The 19,963-nt window shown below is 63.2% G+C and carries 9 protein-coding genes and 1 pseudogene; 6 read left to right on the top strand and 4 right to left on the bottom strand.

All coding sequences use genetic code 11. The annotated features are described in order from the left end of the window. Position 1: 1 nt before the first annotated feature. Entirely contained in the window at positions 2 to 415 is a 414-nt protein-coding gene (locus tag FS665_RS18065; protein WP_145191407.1) for a rhodanese-like domain-containing protein, read from the bottom strand. Between the two features lie 206 nt (positions 416 to 621). On the opposite strand from FS665_RS18065, the gene gpmI reads away from it, so the two are divergent. From gpmI to FS665_RS18040, 5 genes are all read left to right on the top strand, one after another. Further along, entirely contained in the window at positions 622 to 2,157 is a 1,536-nt protein-coding gene (gene gpmI / locus FS665_RS18060; RefSeq protein WP_145191404.1) for a 2,3-bisphosphoglycerate-independent phosphoglycerate mutase, read from the top strand. Between the two features lie 115 nt (positions 2,158 to 2,272). Then, positions 2,273 to 3,574, top strand: coding sequence for a murein hydrolase activator EnvC (locus FS665_RS18055; protein ID WP_145191401.1), 1,302 nt, complete (start codon positions 2,273 to 2,275; stop codon positions 3,572 to 3,574). A gap of 79 nt (positions 3,575 to 3,653) precedes the next feature. Continuing rightward, complete coding sequence (locus FS665_RS18050) at positions 3,654 to 4,988, top strand: S41 family peptidase (RefSeq protein ID WP_145191398.1); 1,335 nt, start codon at positions 3,654 to 3,656, stop codon at positions 4,986 to 4,988. A 7-nt stretch (positions 4,989 to 4,995) separates the two neighbouring features. Then, on the top strand, positions 4,996 to 5,775 hold the full coding sequence (locus FS665_RS18045) for a divergent polysaccharide deacetylase family protein (RefSeq protein ID WP_145191394.1): 780 nt from the start codon (positions 4,996 to 4,998) through the stop codon (positions 5,773 to 5,775). Positions 5,776 to 5,849: 74 nt separating this feature from the next. Further along, entirely contained in the window at positions 5,850 to 7,277 is a 1,428-nt protein-coding gene (locus FS665_RS18040; protein ID WP_145191391.1) for a trypsin-like peptidase domain-containing protein, read from the top strand. A gap of 49 nt (positions 7,278 to 7,326) precedes the next feature. On the opposite strand, the gene FS665_RS18035 is transcribed toward FS665_RS18040, so the two are convergent. The 3 genes and pseudogenes from FS665_RS18035 to FS665_RS18025 form a co-directional block, all read right to left on the bottom strand. Further along, on the bottom strand, positions 7,327 to 11,946 hold the full coding sequence (locus FS665_RS18035) for a DUF6543 domain-containing protein (RefSeq protein ID WP_145191388.1): 4,620 nt from the start codon (positions 11,944 to 11,946) through the stop codon (positions 7,327 to 7,329). 122 nt (positions 11,947 to 12,068) lie between these two features. Continuing rightward, positions 12,069 to 16,703 (bottom strand): dermonecrotic toxin domain-containing protein, encoded by a 4,635-nt coding sequence (locus tag FS665_RS18030; protein WP_145191386.1) that lies wholly within the window; start codon positions 16,701 to 16,703, stop codon positions 12,069 to 12,071. Between the two features lie 486 nt (positions 16,704 to 17,189). Then, positions 17,190 to 18,745, bottom strand: a pseudogene (locus FS665_RS18025) (BCCT family transporter). A gap of 532 nt (positions 18,746 to 19,277) precedes the next feature. Here FS665_RS18025 and betI point away from each other — a divergent pair. Continuing rightward, positions 19,278 to 19,934 carry a transcriptional regulator BetI gene (betI, locus tag FS665_RS18020; protein ID WP_145191380.1) on the top strand — a complete coding sequence of 219 codons (657 nt, stop codon included), beginning with the start codon at positions 19,278 to 19,280 and terminating at the stop codon, positions 19,932 to 19,934. Positions 19,935 to 19,963 lie beyond the last annotated feature (29 nt).

Genomic DNA, 19,963 nt, shown 5'->3' with positions numbered 1-19,963 from the left:
ATCACTTCACCAGGGGCAGGTTATCGGCTTTCCAGCTGGAAACGCCACCGCTGAGTTTGGCGGCGTTGTAACCAGCCTTGAGCAGCTCGCGGCAGAGGGTGCCGGACTGTTGACCCATCGCGTCAACGACGATCAGGGTCTTGTCCTTGTGCTTGTCGAGCTCGGACATGCGGTTGACCAGCTTGTCCTGCGGGATGTTCAGCGCACCGACGATGTGCCCTGCGGCGTATTCCTTGGGCGGGCGAATGTCGATGACCACGGCCTTGTCAGCATTGACCAGTGCGGTCAGCTGGCCGTTGCTCAGGCTCTGGCCGCCACGGCGGATTTCGTTGACCAGCAGAGCGACCAGCAGCACGACGAAGATCGCAACCAGGATGTAGTGATCCGTTGCGAATTGAATCAGGTGAGCAACCATCAGCGGTGTTCCAGGCGATTGAAAATGCCGGCCAGTATACACAGCCCCCCAGTGCCACCAAAGCCCGACGGGCCGGCGGCAGGTGCGGCTTCATCTTGCCCGGCCGCCTGCGCTGGTCGGGGCGCAGGAGGAATATTCGCCGCAGGTGGCGTATTTGCCCTAAAATGCGTGTCTTTATCATCTTTGAACAACCGTGAGTTTGATTGATGACGAGCACGCCCAAACCCCTGGTCCTGATCATCCTGGATGGCTTCGGTCACAGCGAAAGCCCTGAATACAACGCCATCTACGCCGCCAACACGCCGGTCTACGACCGCCTGCGCGCCACCCAGCCGCACGGCCTGATTTCCGGCTCCGGGATGGATGTCGGCCTGCCGGACGGGCAGATGGGCAACTCTGAAGTCGGTCACATGAACCTGGGCGCAGGACGCGTCGTCTATCAGGATTTCACCCGTGTCACCAAGGCCATACGGGACGGTGAGTTCTTCACCAATCCGGTCCTGACCGGTGCGGTGGACAAGGCCGTGGGTGCTGGCAAGGCCGTGCACATCCTGGGCCTGCTGTCCGACGGCGGCGTGCACAGTCACCAGGACCATCTGGTCGCGATGGCTGAGCTGGCTGCCCAGCGCGGCGCCGAGAAAATCTACCTGCACGCGTTTCTCGATGGTCGCGACACGCCGCCACGCAGCGCGCAATCTTCGATCGAGTTGCTCGATGAAACCTTCGCCAAACTGGGCAAAGGGCGCATCGCCACGCTGATCGGTCGCTACTTCGCCATGGACCGCGACAATCGCTGGGACCGCGTCAGCGCCGCCTACAACCTGATAGTCGACAGCGCCGCCGAGTTCAGCGCAGACAGCGCCCAGGCAGGCCTGCAAGCGGCCTATGCGCGTGGCGAAAACGACGAATTCGTCAAAGCCACGCGCATCGGCGAGGCAGCGCCGGTCGAAGACGGCGATGCGGTGATCTTCATGAACTTCCGCGCCGACCGCGCCCGCGAACTGTCGCGCGCCTTCGTCGAGGCGCAGTTCACCGAGTTCCCGCGCGCGCGCCTGCCCAAGCTGGCCGCATATATCGGCCTGACCCAGTATTCGGCGAACATCGCGGCGCCGGCCGCCTTCGCGCCGTCAAGCCTGCACAACGTGCTGGGCGAATACCTGGCGAACAATGGCAAGACCCAGCTGCGCATCGCCGAAACCGAAAAGTACGCGCACGTGACGTTCTTCTTCTCCGGTGGCCGTGAAGAGCCATTCGCGGGTGAAGAACGCATCCTCATCCCATCGCCCAAGGTGGCCACCTACGACCTGCAGCCTGAGATGAACGCGCCGCAAGTGACCGACTGCATCGTCGAGGCCATCGAGCAGCAGCGCTTCGACGTCATCGTGGTCAACTACGCCAACGGCGACATGGTCGGCCATACCGGCGTGTTCGATGCTGCCGTCAAGGCCGTCGAAGCGTTGGATACCTGCGTCGGTCGCATCGTCGAGGCGCTCGACAAAGTCGGCGGCGAGGCCCTGATCACCGCCGACCACGGCAACGTCGAGCAGATGGAAGACGAGAGCACCGGTCAGGCGCACACCGCCCACACCAGCGAGCCAGTCCCTTTCATCTACGTCGGCAAGCGCCAGGTGCGGGTGCGCGAAGGCGGCGTTCTGGCCGATGTGGCACCGACCATGCTGAAGCTGCTGGGCCTGGAAAAGCCCGCAGAAATGACTGGCACTTCGATCCTGGTCGACGCCTGACATGGCGAGCGGCAAGTACCAACCCGCCGTGGCGTGGTTTTTCTTGCCGCTTGTAGCTTGACGCTTGCAGCTCCTCCATACTAGCCACGTCTCCATCCCCGGTACGCCAAACCCCATGCTACGCGCCCTGATCCCCATCGCCCTGTCCTGCCTGCTCAGCCCGGCCTTTGCCGATGAGCGTGCGCAGACCCAGCAGCAACTGGACGCCACTCGCCAGGATATCGCCGAGCTCAAGAAAACCCTCGGCAAGCTCCAGGAAGAAAAAGCTGGCGTGCAGAAAGACCTCAAGAGCACCGAAACCGACATCGGCAATCTGGAGAAGCAGGTGGAGGCCCTGCAACAAGAACTAAAAAAGACCGAGGGCGAGCTGGAGCGCCTTGATACCGAGAAAAAAAAACTCCAGAGCGCCCGCGTTGAACAACAGCGGCTGATCGCCATCCAGGCCCGTTCGGCCTACCAGAACAACGGTCGCGAGGAATACCTCAAGCTGCTGCTCAATCAGCAGAACCCTGAAAAATTCGCTCGCACCCTCTCCTACTACGATTACCTGAGCAAGGCCCGCCTGGAGCAGCTCAACGCCTTCAACCAGACCCTTCGCCAGTTGGCCGGTGTCGAGCAGGACATCGCCCGCCAGCAGCAGCAACTGCTGGCCCAACGCAGCGACCTCGACAGCCGCCGCGAGGCGCTCGATGCCGAGCGCAGCAAGCGTCAGCAGGTGCTGGCCAAGCTCAACAGCGATGTGAAAGACCGCGACCAGAAGCTCCAGGCCCGCCAGCAAGACCAGGCAGACCTGGCCAAGGTGCTCAAGACCATCGAGGAAACCCTCGCTCGCCAGGCCCGCGAAGCCGAGCAAGCGCGTCAGAAAGCCCTGCTCGCCCAGCAGGAGGCGGAAAAGCGCCGCCAACAGGAGGCCCTGGCCGCCCGCGCGAGCAACGACACCCCACCTGCCGAGCCGCCGAAGAAGGCGCGCACCACCCTCGGCCCCTTGGTGTCCAGTGACGGCGCCAACTACGGCGGTGCTTTTTCCGCTGCGCGGGGAAAACTTCCTTGGCCAGTCAATGGTCGATTGCTGGCACGCTTCGGTGATGCCCGTGGCAGCGATGCCCGGGCGAAGTGGGACGGCGTGATGATCGGCGCCAGCCCTGGCACCCAGGTACGTGCCGTACACGGTGGGCGGGTGGTATTCGCCGACTGGTTGCGTGGCGCTGGACTTCTGGTCATTCTCGACCATGGTAATGGTTACCTGAGCCTGTACGGCCACAACCAGAGCCTGCTCAAGAGTGCCGGTGACATCGTCAAGGCCGGCGACGCCATCTCCACCGTTGGCGACAGCGGCGGACAAGACAGCGCAGGTTTGTACTTCGCCATCCGCCAGCAGGGCCGGCCTACCGATCCTTCACAATGGTGCCGCGGCTGAAACACTTCATACGGCGTAGCGCCAGGCGCTGCACCGATGCTCCGCAGGGAGCGCTTACAGGATCAGGAGTTCGTTCGACATGCTGCACTCGCCACGCCTTACCCTGCTGGCCTTGACCGTCGCCCTGGCGATCGCTGCGCCCCTGGCTAGCGCCGCCGAGCCCGCCAAGGCCCCGGCTGCCCAGTCGGGCGCTGCGCCAGCGACCGAGGCGACGGCCAAGGCGCCGCTGCCACTGGAAGAACTGCGCACCTTCGCCGAGGTCATGGACCGCATCAAGGCGGCTTACGTCGAACCAGTGGACGACAAGACCCTGCTCGAGAATGCAATCAAAGGCATGTTGAGCAACCTCGACCCGCACTCCGCCTACCTGGGCCCGGAAGACTTCCAGGAGCTGCAAGAAAGCACCAGCGGCGAGTTTGGTGGTCTTGGCATCGAAGTAGGCCAGGAAGACGGCATGATCAAGGTGGTCTCGCCGATCGACGACACACCGGCTTCGCGTGCCGGCGTGCAGGCCGGCGACCTGATCGTCAAGATCAATGGCGCCCCCACCCGCGGCCAGAGCATGACCGAAGCGGTCGACAAGATGCGAGGCAAGGTCGGCGACAAAATCACCCTGACCTTGATCCGCGATGGCGGCACGCCCTTCGATGTGACCCTCGCCCGCGCGGTGATCCAGGTCAAGAGCGTCAAGAGCCAGCTGCTGGAAAACGACTACGGCTATATCCGTATCACCCAGTTCCAGGTCAAGACTGGCGACGAAGTTGGCAAGGCCCTGGCCAAGCTGCGCAAGGACAACGGCAAGAAGCTGCGCGGGGTGGTGCTTGATCTGCGCAACAACCCAGGCGGGGTGCTGCAATCGGCGGTCGAAGTGGCCGACCATTTCCTGACCAAGGGCCTGATCGTCTACACCAAGGGCCGCATCGCCAACTCCGAGCTGCGCTTCTCGGCCGACCCGGCCGACGCCAGCGAAGGCGTGCCACTGGTGGTGCTGATCAACGGCGGCAGTGCGTCGGCTTCGGAGATCGTCGCCGGCGCCCTGCAGGACCAGAAGCGTGCAGTGCTGATGGGCACCGACAGCTTCGGCAAAGGCTCGGTGCAAACGGTGCTGCCGTTGGCCAACGACCGTGCGCTGAAACTGACCACGGCGCTGTACTACACGCCCAACGGCCGCTCGATTCAGGCTCAGGGCATCGTGCCAGACATCGAAGTGCGTCCTGCGAAGCTGACAGCCGATGCCAGCGACAGCGACAACTTCAAGGAAGCCGACCTCAAGGGCCATCTGGGCAACGGCAACGGCGGTGCCGACCGCCCGACCGGCAGCAGCAAGCGCAAGGAACGCCCGCAGGATGACGACTTCCAGCTGAGCCAGGCACTGAGCCTGCTCAAGGGCCTGAACATCACCAAGGGCAGCTGAGCCCGACATGCGCCATTGGCTGTTTCTGCTGTGCTGCCTGCTGGCAGGCGTCGCGCAAGCGGCGCCCGTCAGCAAGGCCTACTTGAGCATCATCATCGACGACCTGGGCCAGAGCAGCGAACGCGACAATCGCACCTTGGCGCTGCCCGGGCCGATCACCATGGCGATCATGCCCGACACACCGCACGCCAGCGATTTCGCTCGACAGGCCCACAAGGCTGGCAAGACGGTGATCCTGCACATGCCGATGGACCCGGCGACCGGCCCCTATGCCTGGCATCCTGGCATCGCCCTTGAAGAACTGTCCCGCCGCCTGGACGCGGCGCTGAACAAGGTGCCTTTCGCCGCCGGCATCAACAACCACATGGGCAGCCGCATGACAGCCCAGCGCGAGCCGATGACCTGGCTGATGGCCGAACTGCAACGCCGCCAGCTGTTTTTCGTCGACAGCCGCACCAGCGCTGCCACCGTGGCGGCCGCCCAGGCGCAGGCACAAGGGCTGGCGCATGTGTCGCGCGATGTGTTCCTCGATGACGTGCGTACCCCCGAGGCCATTGCCGGGCAGTTGCAGCAAGGCATCGCGCTGGCGCGCAAGCAGGGTTCGGCCGTGCTCATCGGACACCCTTACCCGCAAACCCTGGCAGTGTTGGAACAGGCCCTGCCGCAGTTGCAGCACCAGGGCGTGCAGTTGATCGGCTTGCAGCAGATGATCGCCGAGCGCGGCAACCTGGCGATGCCCGCCCATGGTCACAAAGGGCGCTACAGCAACGCCGTGCCGCCGCGCTGACACAGCTCTATCTACCGCGAGCCCAGCGTCGGCTTGCCCGACATTAGCGCCTCCATTGCAACGGAGGCATCAACATGAACACATCGTGCACAGCGGGCCTGGCGCTTGCGCTGGGCTGTCTGCCCATGGCAGTGACCGCGACCGACTACGGGCAGGGCTTGCCAGCGCGCGCCACGCCGCACGTGCTGAACAACAGCCAGGGTGAGAATGCGCACTGGAGCGGCATCGGGCGCTTGCAGCTGCCCGATCAACGCCAGTGCATCGCTTCGTTGCTCGACACCCGTTCAGACCCAGGCCAGGCAACCGGCCCCGCCTACGTGGTCACCGCAGGCCACTGTGCCAGCAAGCGCAACGGTGCCATCGTCCAGGATGCGCCGCTTGAGGCCAGCCTTGTTTTCAACTTCTTTGCCGATACCGAAGGCGAGCGGCCGACCATCGCGGTACGGCGCATCGTCTGGAGCAGCATGCAGGGCAGCGACCTGGCCCTGCTCGAACTCGATGCACGCCTCGAACAGCTCCTCGCTCAGGGTATACAGCCGCTGGCATTAGGCCCGGCAGCGGCTGATGGCAGCGCGGTACTGATGGTGGGCGAGACCACAGCGTCTGACCGCGGCCTGCGGCTTTCTACCTGCACCCAGCAAAGCCTGCCCTGGCTGATGGAAGCACCGTGGATCTGGCGCAACCTCACGCAGAATGACTGCACTGGAGCAGGCGAAGGCGCTTCCGGCAGTCCCGTTCTCGAGCGTGGTAGCAACGCGTTGCTCAGCGTGGTCACCAGTTTGCTAGACGAGGGCGTGGCGGCGGTACCGGTACAACGCCTGCAGGGCTGTTTCGCGGCCGGCCACGTCATCCCAGACCTGCCGAGCTGTACGCTACTGCCCGGCTTCCAGCTGACCCAGACTGAGGTGGACACCTTCAAGGCCCTTGATCGCTTGCAGGTGAATGATCAGGGGCAGATCACCGCGCCAACCTGGAATTTCAACTTCACCATCGACACACCACGATACCGCTTCAAATCGGTCGACGATCCGCTGGCGTGCGAAGCACCTGCAGGCTACAGCGGTAGCATCGACAGCGAAATCGGTCTGATTCAGGCGCCGCTCGAGGCGCAGGCGGGATGGCAGTTTCTGTGCGTAGTCGGGGTAGACTCGGCTGAGCAGCTATCCTGGCCGGGCTTGATGGCCAACGCCCTGAGCGTCCCCATGCAGCTGCTGCCCGCAGGCCCAGTGGCTGCTCCAAAGGTGCAAGTCGACTACAAGCCCAATGGCGACGCCGTCGTCAACTGGGTGACCGATCCGCCGCATATCGTGCGTTATCGGGCCAAGCGCGGCGCCCCAGAAACAACGGACTGCGCGGATCCGCGGGGTTACGGGCCGGTCCCGCATGAGCGCTTCGTGTTCAAGGCGAACAGGTTGCCCCTCACGCTCTGCACCATTGCAATCGACGGGCTGCGCGAAAGCTCTGCCCCGCGCACCGATGTGATTGCCCGCGCTGACAACTGACAGACAGAGCATCGACAAGGGCGGCGGCACGACCGCCACCCTTGCGCGTTTACAGAAACGCAATGATGTCCTTGACCTGCGAGTACAGCAGCGGCCCGCGGTGCACCCACTGGCCCAGTTTGGCCAGCTCCACTTCTTCGGCAGGTCCGTAGCTGCGCTGCTGCGCGGTTTTCAAATGGCCTACGGTGAATTGCGTGGCCGGCGTGTCCTGACGCGGGTAGTGAAAGTGCGCCACCCAGATCAGCTTGCCGCGGCTATCGCCCGGCTTTTTCAGCAGGCGTATTTCATAGTCGTCGAATGACCCGTCGCGATAAGGATGGCGCTTGCCGGTGTAGTCGATCTTCAACAGCTTCTGCTCATGCAGATAACGCAACGCCTGGGCATCGGGAAAGCGTGTCTGCGCAAATAGCTGCACCAGTAACGTGCGGCGCCGCTCGGGCCAGGCGGCCAGCTGCTCGCGGACCTTGCGCGCCGTGAAGCCGGCATCGTCTTGCAGGCTATCGCTAAGGCGCTGCAGCTCGGCGATGTGGCCATCGACCAGCCGCTCCAGTACACGGTGGCTGACGTGCTGAGCCAGGTATTGCTCGGCGGTCGCCTGAACGGGTTTGTCGGCAGCGAGCACCGCCACGGCCTTGGCCACCAGCGCCGCCTTGGCTTGCGCGGCCTCGCCCTGCTGGCCACTGCCGACCGGAGCTGGCGGTTTTGGCGGTGCCCACCTGCCGTCGACCCACTCGAAGTGAGTCGTGACCTTGCCGGTTACCAGATTGCGGATCTCCAACCGTGGTCGACCGTCTATTTCCACCCGGTCTCCGACCACGATCTGGCCATTGTCCAGGTAAGCCACTTCGCGGGGCTGTTTGCTACTGGTGTACGGCAGCACCTCGGGCTCGACGCTCGACCCCAGGCGCATACCCGCATCCCTTTTCAAAGCCTGGAGCGACTGTTCGAGCGCTTCGAGCATGGAGACGTCGACCAGTTCACCGCCGTCGCGCTTGATATCGATGCAGTCGATCAATGCGGCACTGTATTCCTCCCAGGCACTTTGCAGCACCTCGGTGCGCGCGGTGCCCAGCAGATTGCCACGTTGCACTTCGACATGGGCAAACGCCGCAAGCATCAAATTCGGCCCCATCAGGTTCATCCGGTAATGTTGCAGGCGCTCGGACAAACCCAATTCATAATGCAAGGCCAACGTCTTGTAGAAGTGCGCCTGGATGATCAACAGGTTCACGGTGGTCGATTCCCGCTGCCCTTTGACATCCCGCATGACTTGCTGCTGATCGCCAAGCATGGCGACCACGGTGTCTTCTGCAATCAAAGGAATAGAGTGGTCGAGCAAGGTGCTGAGCTCGATGAGCCGAGCCTGGATCGGCAGCATCTTGCGCATGCGTGCCTTCAACTCGGGCCAGCCGGTCGCCGCGACATTGGCTTCCATACGCGCCAGCAACGGATAGTCGATGGTCGCCAACAGCCGGAAATAGGCGCCCCAGGCACTCTTGGTAAGGCCTTGCCGAGCGCGGGTACGCGTGACCAGCAGATCATCGACGCTCTGCTCGACCACCACGTTGCGCCGCCGTTGCAGGTCAAGCTGCTGATCGACGGTATCGAGGATTATCGAGAGCTGGGCAATGTCAGCTTCCAACCCGTTGACGTACTCGGCCCGGGCACGCTGGTACTCCTGCAGCTTGAGGTCGATCTTCTCGGAAAACAGCACAAGCAACTTCTGCAGTTTTTCCTCGTCCAGGCCTGCCTTGTTGAGCGCGGCGGTGTCACGACGCTGCTGCACATCGAGCATTTCCTGGTACCGCGCCACTTCGGCATCGAAGCGCTCGCGCAATAGCGGCAGATTGTCGTCAATGGCCCTGAAACACTGAGCCACGCGCGCGGCCATCTGGTCGAACTTGCGCTGGTCACGCGCCACCTGGGCAGCGCCTTTGCGGCCAGACTGCCCACCCCAGGCGAAACCATCGATGCGTACCCGCAACCGGCTGCCGTCGTCGAACAGCCAAGGGCCCCAGTTGCCGGACGGGCCGAGAATGCGTCGCCCGCCCTGATCGTGCCCCACTTCGTAATATTTTCCGTAGAGCTCGGCATAGAAGCGTTCATCCAGGTAATAGAGGCGATTGGCATGGACCGCGGCGCTCAGGTCTACGTGCGCTTGGTAGGGCTGCAGCGCAGCCTGTTGCGCCAAGGGGCCTGCGCCCCAACCGTGACCGATTTCAAGGTACTTGGCCTGGGCCCGCAGCGGCGCGTCGGCCAGACCGTGTGCAGCGGCGGGTGCCGGCATCATCGGCAGGCGTGGCAGAGGCTCGCCGGCCAGAGCAACTGCCGAGGCGGGTCGGGGGCTGGGCGGCATTACCGGTCGTGGCAGACGCGCGTGCAATACGCTCATCGCCAGGCTCGCTGCCAGGTTCACGCCAAGCAGCGTATTCGCCTCCTCTTGCTGCTTGCCACTGCCCGCCTGCAGCAGTGGCGCCAGCAAGCCCACCACCCAGGCGACCTTACCCAAAGGCCCGGGCAACACCGGCGCTACCAGGTCGAACAGCATCCAGGCGAAACGCTTGGCCACACGCCAGCGTTGTTCGGCGTTCGACAGCGATTGGCGCTCAGCCATGGCCAGCAGGGCCTGGCGCTTGTCCTGATACAGGCGCGTGTCGATGTCGGCTAGATAGGCGCTCAGTGCCAGTTGCACGGGCTCGACCGGTTCTGGCCAGAGCGAGGTATCGAAGATGACCCGGCGCAGGTGCGGTTCCACGAAACCACCATTGGCGTAGGTGCTATACGCCGAAGGCGGCAGCCATTCCAGCACGCTATCCTGCAGCGCGCCCGCCTGGCTGAGCGCTGCCATCAGCGCGGCATTGTCGGCATATCGCAGCAGCGTCCCTTCGCGGTAGAGCGGGCGATAGAGCAAGACTGCCGAGGGTTGCTGCAGGGTGATGACGTACATGCAGGCAGCGCTGTGACGTTGACGGCTGTCGGGCGCAGCCCGGAACGCCAACGGCGCGAGGCTCAGGTTAGCCCTGAGGTCGCGACCGCTGCGACAGAACTCGGCAAGCGCCTGCCAGCAGGGGGTATCCAGCGTTCCCTCGACTTTGCCACGTAGCGCGTCGAACAGCAGCGCACTGCGCCACTCCCTGGCGAAGCGGGCTATGCGCGCCGGCTGTTGCTGTGGCTCGTCGAGCAGCGCCGCGACATGCCCTGGATAGACGCCACCGACGTCGACGCGCTCGACCAGCTCAACGGCATAGACGGGCGTCATCCACGGCATGATCAGCTGCTCATGGCGATGACTGATGCCGGTGATGACCGCATTGTCCAAGCCGTCGAGCCGGCCTATGGCGAATTCGGTCAGACTCAGGCTGCCAGCGGGCTGGAGACGCACGGGCAGCTCCTTGTCCAGCAGCGGGTCGGGAATGGAAACCTGCAACAGCAGGTCGTCGGGAAAGTAGTTGGCTTCAGTGGGATAGTCTTTGAGCAATTCCTCGCGCAGGCGCCTGGCAGCGTAGCCATGCAGGTCTTGCACACCCTCCAGAGACGAGCGACCGCCTGCCAGTGCGTGCCCGATCGCTAGGTCAAGCAGTGCTACCTGGTACTCGAACTGGTCGGCATCTGTGGCTTGCAGCAGCCATTGCGGCAGCGCCGGACGCTCAGCGTCCACCGGGAAATAATGGTCATTGAGAAAACGCGTCGCCGGGTCGGTCAGCGTCGACAATGCCTGCTCCAGTGTCCGAATGTCGGTTATCGACGACAGCCGCAGCCGCTGCACAGCATCGAGCAGGCCTTCAAGCAAGAGTGCCGATTGCTGCAGGCATGCATCACCCTCGAAGGCAAGGCGGCGCCAGCTCAGGCTCGTGTCCTCGGCTGCGGCGTATTGGCTGGCCAGATGCGCCTCGAAATCGCCCAGCGAGTCGAATGCGGCAAAGCGACCTGGCATGCAATGGATCACCAGGCCGCGCGTTTCCCGTTCGGCTTCGATCAGCAAATCCGGCAGTACATGGGTAAAGCGCTCTGCACCGACGGAATATTCGAGTTCGATGGCGGCCACCGCCGGCTTGTCCGGCGCGTTCAGCAGCACTTCATAGAGGCAGGCCTTTTCCTCCTCTGCGAGCTCGGACGATTGCGCTGCGCCGAGCAAGCTGGCCCGCAAGACCTGGCGCATCCAGCCATGGCGACCGATGCCGGTGGTCACTGGGATGATCGCATCGTCTTCATTCCAGAAGCGCACCTGGGCCTGCTGGAATGCCGACATCAAGCCAGCCAACGCCGCGTTGAGGTCATCGTTCAGGTCATTTAGCGCGAGCATGGCGCCTTCATCCGGCGGGGTACCCCCTGGAGTGCTCTCGAACACAGCGTCCAGCAGTGACCTGTCGTAGCCTTGCAGCAACAGCTTGTCGTGCTCGCCGAACGCTATCGTGATGCCTTGCAGGTAGGCCTTCAGCAACAGATCGAGCAACCGCTCCGGGCGTAGCTTGCCCTGCTGGTTGCGGCGATAAAGCGTATACGGCTCTTGACTGTCATGATCGACAGTGACGTTGGCCTTGTCGGGAAAACGCCTCGCCACCGCCTCAAGCACCGCTTTGCTGAGGGTGTGGCGAAAGGTCGGGCGGTACGCGAACTGGGCCGCCACGGCTTCTTTGAGCGTGGTGGCTACAGGTGAGGTGAGCGGCATGACGATACTCCATGAACATGAAGCATCGGACCATAAGACGCGACGCTGGCCGGCCAGCGGTAGTTATTGCAGCGGCTCAGCGCCGCGCCGCAGGCTGGCGGCCTGCGGCACGTGCCGAGCGGTCACTCGAACGGGAACAGGTCAGATACCTGGTCCGCCTTCAGGTCACCGCGATAGATGAACAACAGCTCGTTTCGGGTCTGCGCTGCGCGCATCTGCGCCTCGCGACCGAGTTTGCGTTCTGACCAGATCTTCAAATGGCCTTTGCTGAAGGCCAGCGCAGGCGTGGTCGCTTCGGGGTAGTGAAAGTGAGCCTCCCATAGGCCTTTGCCTTGGGTCTGGGCGCCGACGGCGCGCCGGCGGACCTCGTAGATGTCCAGGTAATCACCCGCCAGGGTCGCCTTGCGGGCCTGCGAACGGCTGACCGTGACCGCCTCATGCTGCAGCAGAAAGCGCAGGCTCTGCGCCGTGGGATGGCGTGTCGACAGGTACAGGCCGCGCAGCATGTCGTCACGGGCATTGTGCAGCCGGTCAATACCGTCTCCCAGGCGTTCGAGCAATGATTCGTTGTGCTGATCAGGCAGCTTGGCCGACAACTCGGTCAGTTTGTTGATGTGGCCGTCGATCACGGTTTCCAGTCCACGCGGCTCGTCGGCCTTGAAGTATTGCCTGGCCAAGCCAATGACTTTTTCGACCTGCCCCAGCAAGCTGGCAGCGCGTGCGGCAGAAACCGATGCCAGAGTTTCAGGCACCGGCTCTGGGGTGAGGGGCAGCGCTGCGCTGTCCTCCACCCAGCGTCCATCTTGCTGATGGAACGTTTTCAGCACCGCTTTGCGAAAATCCAGCTGCCGGACCACAGTGTGTCCATCGACCTCCGCTTCCTCGGCGACGACCCTGTGTCCCCGCCGGGTGGTCACGACTTTGCGGCGCCCGCCACGGCTCGCGTACACCGGTAACCGCGGCTGCCGAGGTTCGGCCAGCTCCGTTTCCCGCACGGCCTGATCGAGATCCTCCTGGGCAACGTCGATCAGCTGTTTCAAGACTCGGCGATAGGCTGCCAGTGGTTCCTGCCGGACCGCTTCGCCGCCCAGGCTGGTCAAATAGCCACTCATCGCTTCGGCCTGCTTGTAGTCCTGAAGAACACCGCTGAGAATCTCAACGCGTTCCTTGAGGTCCGGCTCAGCCGCAGCTTCGCCATGGGCGCTGCCGGAGCTGCGAAGCTCGGGGTTGGACAGATAGTCCGCATAGTCCACTAGAACCTGCTCGTCGACTGCCGCCAGGCGGTTCAAGCTGGCTTCGGCAAGGTCCATCAACAGCCCGAAGGCATGGTCGACAGCAGTCAACCGACGCTCCTGGATGATCTGCCCAAGCCATGCCTCCTTGTTGATTCTCTCCCCGGTTTCTTCATTCCTGAACGCTACCAGGCGGTCGGCCAGGGAGTCTTCCAGCACCCTGTCGAAACGGGCCAGCAGATCCACCAGCTCGGTGCGCCACCCCACCACCGCTTCAACCTGCTGATAAAACGTTTGATAGCTGCGTTTTTCAGATTCGCTCTCAGGTAACACGGCGATGGCATCGCCCAGCTGCTGCAGGTTTGCCTCAGCGATCAGGACGTTCAGCTCTCGGCTATACACCGTGCAGCGCTCGATCAAATCGTAGCGGGTGGCGTTGCGCTGCCTGCGGATGGCCTCTTGCATGTCCAGCGCTGGGCGTCCCGTGCGGGCGATCTGCGAGACGACTTGATCATGGGCGAAGCCCTTGTCGACCATGCTCTTCAAATCAGCGACGACCCGCAGCCGCGCCTGCTTGGCAATGTTGCTGAGTATCTGCTGCGCAGGCGCCCCCGGCGTGCCTGAATAGCTCGAGAGCTCCTCCACGGCCTTCACCAGGAAAGCCCGGTGCTTATTGAAATCGATCACCAGCGCGTTGATTTCGCGCAACAGACTGGCCTCGGTCGAGTTGAGCGATTCCTGCAGCGCAGCGTTGGCCTCGCGCAGGCGTTCCACCCGACGCTTGGGCATGCCGCCAACGCCACGCATCGCTCGATCGATACGCCAGGCGCCGGCCTGGAACTCCAGCCAGGGGCCGGTCAGTTGATCGCCGTCGAAAACCCTGATGCCACCCTCTGTGAAGCCAACCCGAAAGGTCATGCCAGCCATGGCCAGGTACAACCGCTCATCCACTTCATACAGACCTTGTCGCTTGCCGCTGGCAACCGGCTGCAACGCATCGAGCGAAACATTCACGCGCATCCGGCGCAGCGCCTGCTTGTTCTGCGCCGTGAGAAAGTTGAACCCTTGGTTGCCACGCGGGCGCATGTCCAGTTGACTGGTGGCGAGCAATGACGGGCCTTGCAGCACCACTTTGCCCTGTGTGGCCTGCGCCCCGCTCGCACTGCCAAAGCGCTCGCTGCTGCCCAGCAACCTGGGGCGCGGCGGCGGTTGCATAGCGCCGCCAGGGAATGGAGGCGCATGCTGATGCAGCAATGCCATACCCAGGTTGAGCAGTACGTCCACGGCAGCGGCCCCTCGTTCAAAATCACTGCCGGCGCCCAGCGCGCCCAGGTCATCATCCAGACTTTCGAGCAGTTGGATCAGCCAGGCCACGCTGGCGATGGGACCACGGATCAGCAGGGTGGCGGTGTTGAACAGCAACCACGCGCCTTCAGCCAGGCTCTGCCAGCGGCTTTGCGCCGTCGACGTCGAGTGCAGCTGTGCCAGCTCGAGCAGTAGATCACGGTTGGCCGAATAGAGCTTTTCATCCACTTGATGCAGCCATAGGCGGATGTCGAGGTTGGCCGGGTCGGGCGTCTCAGGCAGATTGAACGGGTCGATACCCAGCTCGGCGATGTGCGGCTCGGCAAAGCCGCCCTGGCCGTAGATGTCTTGCACTTCAGGCGCCATCCAGGCCAGAAGGTTCTTCTGTAACGTCGGGCTGGTGCGCACTGCCGCGAGCAGCTCGGCAAAGCTCGAGTACTCGCGCAGAAGAGGCGGTGCAAACAGTGGGCAGTACAGCAGCAGTTTGGCAGGTTCAGCTGAAAACAGCAGGTAGGCGCCCCGGACCACATCGCGTTGCTTCGAGGCCGCCGCCCGTTTGAAAGCCAGCGGTATCAGGGCAATCCCAGGGGTTTGCAGATCGACGTGGCCGAGGCAATAGTCGGTAACCACCTGCAGGCCAGTGTCGCTCAGGCGGTTGTCCAATTTCGCCGCCAGTGCCTGAAAGGCCAGGTCGTTACGCCATTCGCGGGCGAAGCGTCGCACTCGCGCAGGGCGTACACTGCGCTCATCGAGCTGCTGCGCAACCAGGCGCGGATAGCGCCCGCCGACGTCGGCATCGGTGACCATGCGCTTGATCGCTTGCGCATCCAGGCTCTGGGGAAGCGGCAGGCCAGTGCGATGAGTGACGCTCTTGATGAACGCTCCATGCAATGCGCTCAGATTGCCGATGGCAAACTCGGTAAGGCTTTTCGAACCCAGGGCCTCCAGGCTCTCACCGCCGCCAGGTCCTACTCCGGCGCCACCTGGCACACCCCGGGCGATGGCGAGTTCAAGCACGATGTCATCGCTGTCGTAGGCAGCGTCAAGGCCGTGGTTGGCCGTGAGCAGTTGTGCCAGGCGCTGCCTGGCGAACGCCTGCAAGGTAGGGATGCCATCGAGGGCACCGACGCCGTCCGACTCCTGCTGATCGACGGCCAGTTGCAGGAGCGCCGACTGATAAGCGACGTTATCGGCCATCTTGGCGCGGCTGAGCCCCGGTGGCAGCTGGATCCCGGCGGGCGCCGGCTGGATATAACCTGGGATGAAGTGCATCGCAGGGTCGGTCAGGGCATGCAGCACGCGCTCCATGTGCGCAATGTCGTCGAACCGCTGCCAGTGCAGCGCCGCAATGTGCTGCAGCTGGCTTTCCAGTAACAGGCAGACCTGGGAGGCGAACACGTTACCTTCCAGCAGATACCGGTCCCAGACCATGTGCTCGAAGCGGTGCCGTTCTGCCAGTTGTGCGAGCAAGGTCGAACTGAAGGATTCGAAGGTATCGAAGGCACGAATCACGCCGCAAGGCGTGCACCAGAGAATCAACCGACGCGCGTCCGCCTCACCGACGACCAGAAGCTGGGGCAGGGTAACCACCTGACGGTGCTCGCCGTCGATCAGCTGCGCCTGGACTGCGAACGCCTGGGGCGCCGCTTGACCGCCTTTGAGCAGCCCGCGCAGACAACGTCGCTGCGCCTCATCCAGGCTCTGCAGCGGCAGGTTTTGCAGTACGGCCTGTTGCAACACCCCCTGCAACCACAGCTCGCGGCTCACACCTGCACCTGCCTGTGCATTCCAATAGTCGATTTGCGCCTGCTGCAACCATAGCGGCAGCTCGACCAGCAAGGCATTGAGAGCGACGTCGGCACTGCCCAGAGCCACGTACGACAACGAGTCATCGGCGTGAGCGAAGCGATGAGGCGCTGCCACGCTGAGCTGATAGTGGCGCCCCGCTACCGGCGTAAAGTCCATGGGCTGCTGCTCGAAGACAGCCCGCATCGCCACTTCCAGCAGCGGTTGCGAGGACCAGGACGGCTGCAGCGGATCAGGGCTTATCAACAGAATGGCTTGCGCATCCGCTAGCGCCGGCTGCACGGTCAGAAGCAGCGGATGGGTTTGCTGGAGCACGGCGAGCAACTGCTGGGACAGCACCGATCGCAGTGTCGGACGCGTGGCGAACTGCCGCGCAACGAGGGTTTTGAAGTCGCCAGGGGACGTAGCGGACATGAGCGCAACCTTGGTCGGAAATGGCCCTCCAAGGTCGCGCTGGCTCCGGCGCGCATGGCGCTAGATAGTTACGCCCATGCGCATGGGCCGCGGCGTCAGCTGTAGACGCGGCCCAGTACCTGCCGATGGCTTTCGAACTGGTCGAGCACATCGCGCACGATCTGCTCGGGCGTGAAGCCCATCAGGTCGTACTCCTGGCTGCCGTCGTGCAGGTAAACCTCGGCGCGGTAGAAGCGCTGGCGCACCTGGGCGTCGCCTTCGACTTGGGCTTCGCTCGGCGGCGCCAGGTAGCCATCGAGGCTCACTTCGTAAACGAACGGGTTGCCTTCCTCCATCATCACCCGCAGGCCCATCATGTTGCGCGACTGCCCCAACCGCGTCTCGACCTCGAAGCCCAGGGCCTGCAACTGCAGCGCAGCTTCCTTGAGCGCCGGGCTGACCTGCTTGTCCATGAAGCGCTGCACCACGGCCTGGGTCGGCTGCAATTCAAGCTGGCTCAGGCGTTCGCTGAAGCCACGGCGACCGCGGGCGGCCAGTTCGGCGCGTTCCTGCTCGACCGCCACATCCTGCTTCATGGCCTTGTACAGGCCGAACATGAACAGCACCAGCACCACCGAGAACGGCAGGCCCGCCAGTACCACCATGGTCTGCATGGCTTCGAAGTTGCCAGCGAACAGCAAACCGATGGTCACCAGGGTGATCACCACCGACCAGAACACCACCATCCAGTGCGGGGCGTCTTCGTCGACCTTGCCGCCCTTGCACGACAGGTTGGCCATCATCACCGCGCCGGAGTCGGCCGGGGTGAGGAACAGCACGAAGCCCACGAACACCGCGACGCCGATGACGATCTTGGCCGCCGGGAAGTACTCGAGCAGTTGGTAGATCGACATCGAAGGCTGCTCCAGCGCGGTCTTGCCCAGCTCTACGGCCCCTTGGTTGATGACCAGGTCCAGCGCGGTGTTGCCGAAGATCGACAGCCAGGCCAGGGTGAAGCCCAGTGGAATCAGCAGCACTCCCATGACCAGTTGGCGCACCGTGCGGCCCTTGGAGATGCGCGCGATGAACATGCCGACGAATGGCCCCCAGGAAATCCACCAGGCCCAGTAGAACACGGTCCACAACCCCAGCCAGCGCTCGGACTTGCCGCCCTCGCCTTCATACACGTAAAGGTCGAAGGTCTTGAGCACGATGCCGTTGAGGTAGTCGCCGACGTTCTGCACGAAGCCGTTGAGCAGGTGCAGCGTCTCCCCGCCCAGCAGCACGAAGACCAGCAGGCCGCTGAACAGCGCGATGTTCAGGTTGGACAGGCGACGGATGCCGTTCTCGACCCCCGACACCGCAGCCACGGTGGCCACGCCTGCCATCACCAGGATCACCATCAGCAGGTTGGTCTTGCTGTGGTCCATGCCGAACAGGTATTCAAGGCCCGAGGCCACCTGCATCGAGCCGATACCCAGGTTGGTGACCAGCCCCAGCAAGGTGACGAACATGCCGAAGATGTCCACGGCATTGCCCGCAGCGCCTTTGACCCAGCGCTCGCCGACCAACGGATACAGCGCTGAACGCAGCGCCAACGGCTGGTTGTGGCGATAGGCGAAGTAGCCCACGGCCAGGCCAACCAAGGCGTAGATCGCCCAGCCATGAAGCCCCCAATGCAGGAACGTCAACTGCAGCCCCTGGCGCGCAGCCTCAAGGCTCGCCGGCGTGCCTTCAGGCGGGTTGAAGTAATGGTCCAGCGGCTCGGACGCGCCGAAGTACAGCAGCGAGATGCCGATCCCGGAGGAGAACAGCATGCCGGCCCAGGCGCCGTAGCTGAAATCGGGTTGATCGTCCTTGCCACCGAGCTTGAGGCTGCCGTAGTCGGAGAAAGCCAGGTAGATGACGAATACCAGGTACCCGCAGATGACCAGCATGTAGTACCAGCCAAAGGTGCGAGTCAGCCATTTCTGGGCAACCCCCAGGACCTGGCCGGCGGTTTCCGGTACGGCGATAAGCAAGGCAGTCAGAACGAGGATCATCAGCGCGGAGGTGAAGAACACCACGCGGTTGACCCGGACCCTCTCGGCGGGGGGTTGGGTGAGTGAGGCAGAAGTCATTGCACGAATGCTCCGGGCAGTGCGGCTGTGGAGGCTAATCAATCTTTCCCGAGCAATTGGTGGAATACCCCCACTGCGTCAGGTGTTATAAAAGCACCTTGGAAACCGTGAACCCGAATCGATACGTTGCAAAAAACAGACAGGTGGCCTGCTGCAAATGCCTTCCCTCAGCCCGAGGTGCGCGCATTCGTCACAGAGCACCGCGCCCGCTCCAAGGGCCTGTCGCAGGGCCAGGGCCATACGACAGAATCTGCATTTCGCCACGCTCATACCCGTCAACGCCTTGTATTCCGGGGGTTACGCGATTTCCTGGGGTGTCAATCCGTGCGCTTTGAAACGCCCTTCAGGCTGTCAATGGCACAAATTGTCGCAGAGCTTATTCTTTATTGATTGAACGTTCAATCAAAACAAAATAGACTGGTCCTCGCCGAGTCAGCCGCATTTCGTCTGCTCGCAGGCCTGAGGAGAAAGCAAGATGCCCAAGGTCGGTATGCAACCCATCCGCCGCCAGCAGTTGATCGAAGCCACATTGCAGGCGGTCGATCAGGTCGGTCTGGGGGATGCCAGCATTGCGCTGATTGCCCGTTTGGCCGGCGTGTCGAACGGCATCATCAGTCACTACTTTCGGGACAAGAACGGCCTGATCGCAGCGACGATGGGTTACATCATGAACATGCTCAACGAAGGCGTTCGAGCACGTCGCCAGGCCCTTGCCGACGACAGCCCGCGCGCCCACCTGAAAGTGATCATCGAGGGCAACTTCGATGCCAGCCAGGTGAACGGCCCGGCGATGAAAACCTGGCTGGCCTTCTGGGCCTCCAGCATGCACCAGCCCGATTTGCACAGGTTGCAGCGGATCAATGACCACCGCTTGTACTCCAACCTGTGCTGCCAGTTTCGCCGCGTCTTGCCGCTCTACCATGCGCGCAAGGCTGCCCGCGGCCTGGCGGCCCTGATCGATGGCTTGTGGCTGCGTGGCGCGTTGTCGGGCGATGCCTTCGACACCGCCCAGGCAATACGGATTGCTTACGAATACATGGATCTACAACTGGCTAAGCAGCACACCCTGGGCACTGACGACCAGGCTGCTGACCCAACGCGCATGGCCCTTGTCGACCCGGCAGGAGCGTGACGCGCGAGCCTAACCACACACTGCACTTG

The organism is Pseudomonas sp. URMO17WK12:I11 (assembly GCF_007677725.1).
Classification (GTDB): Bacteria; Pseudomonadota; Gammaproteobacteria; order Pseudomonadales; family Pseudomonadaceae; genus Aquipseudomonas.
This window is presented reverse-complemented; position numbering and strand designations above follow the sequence as displayed.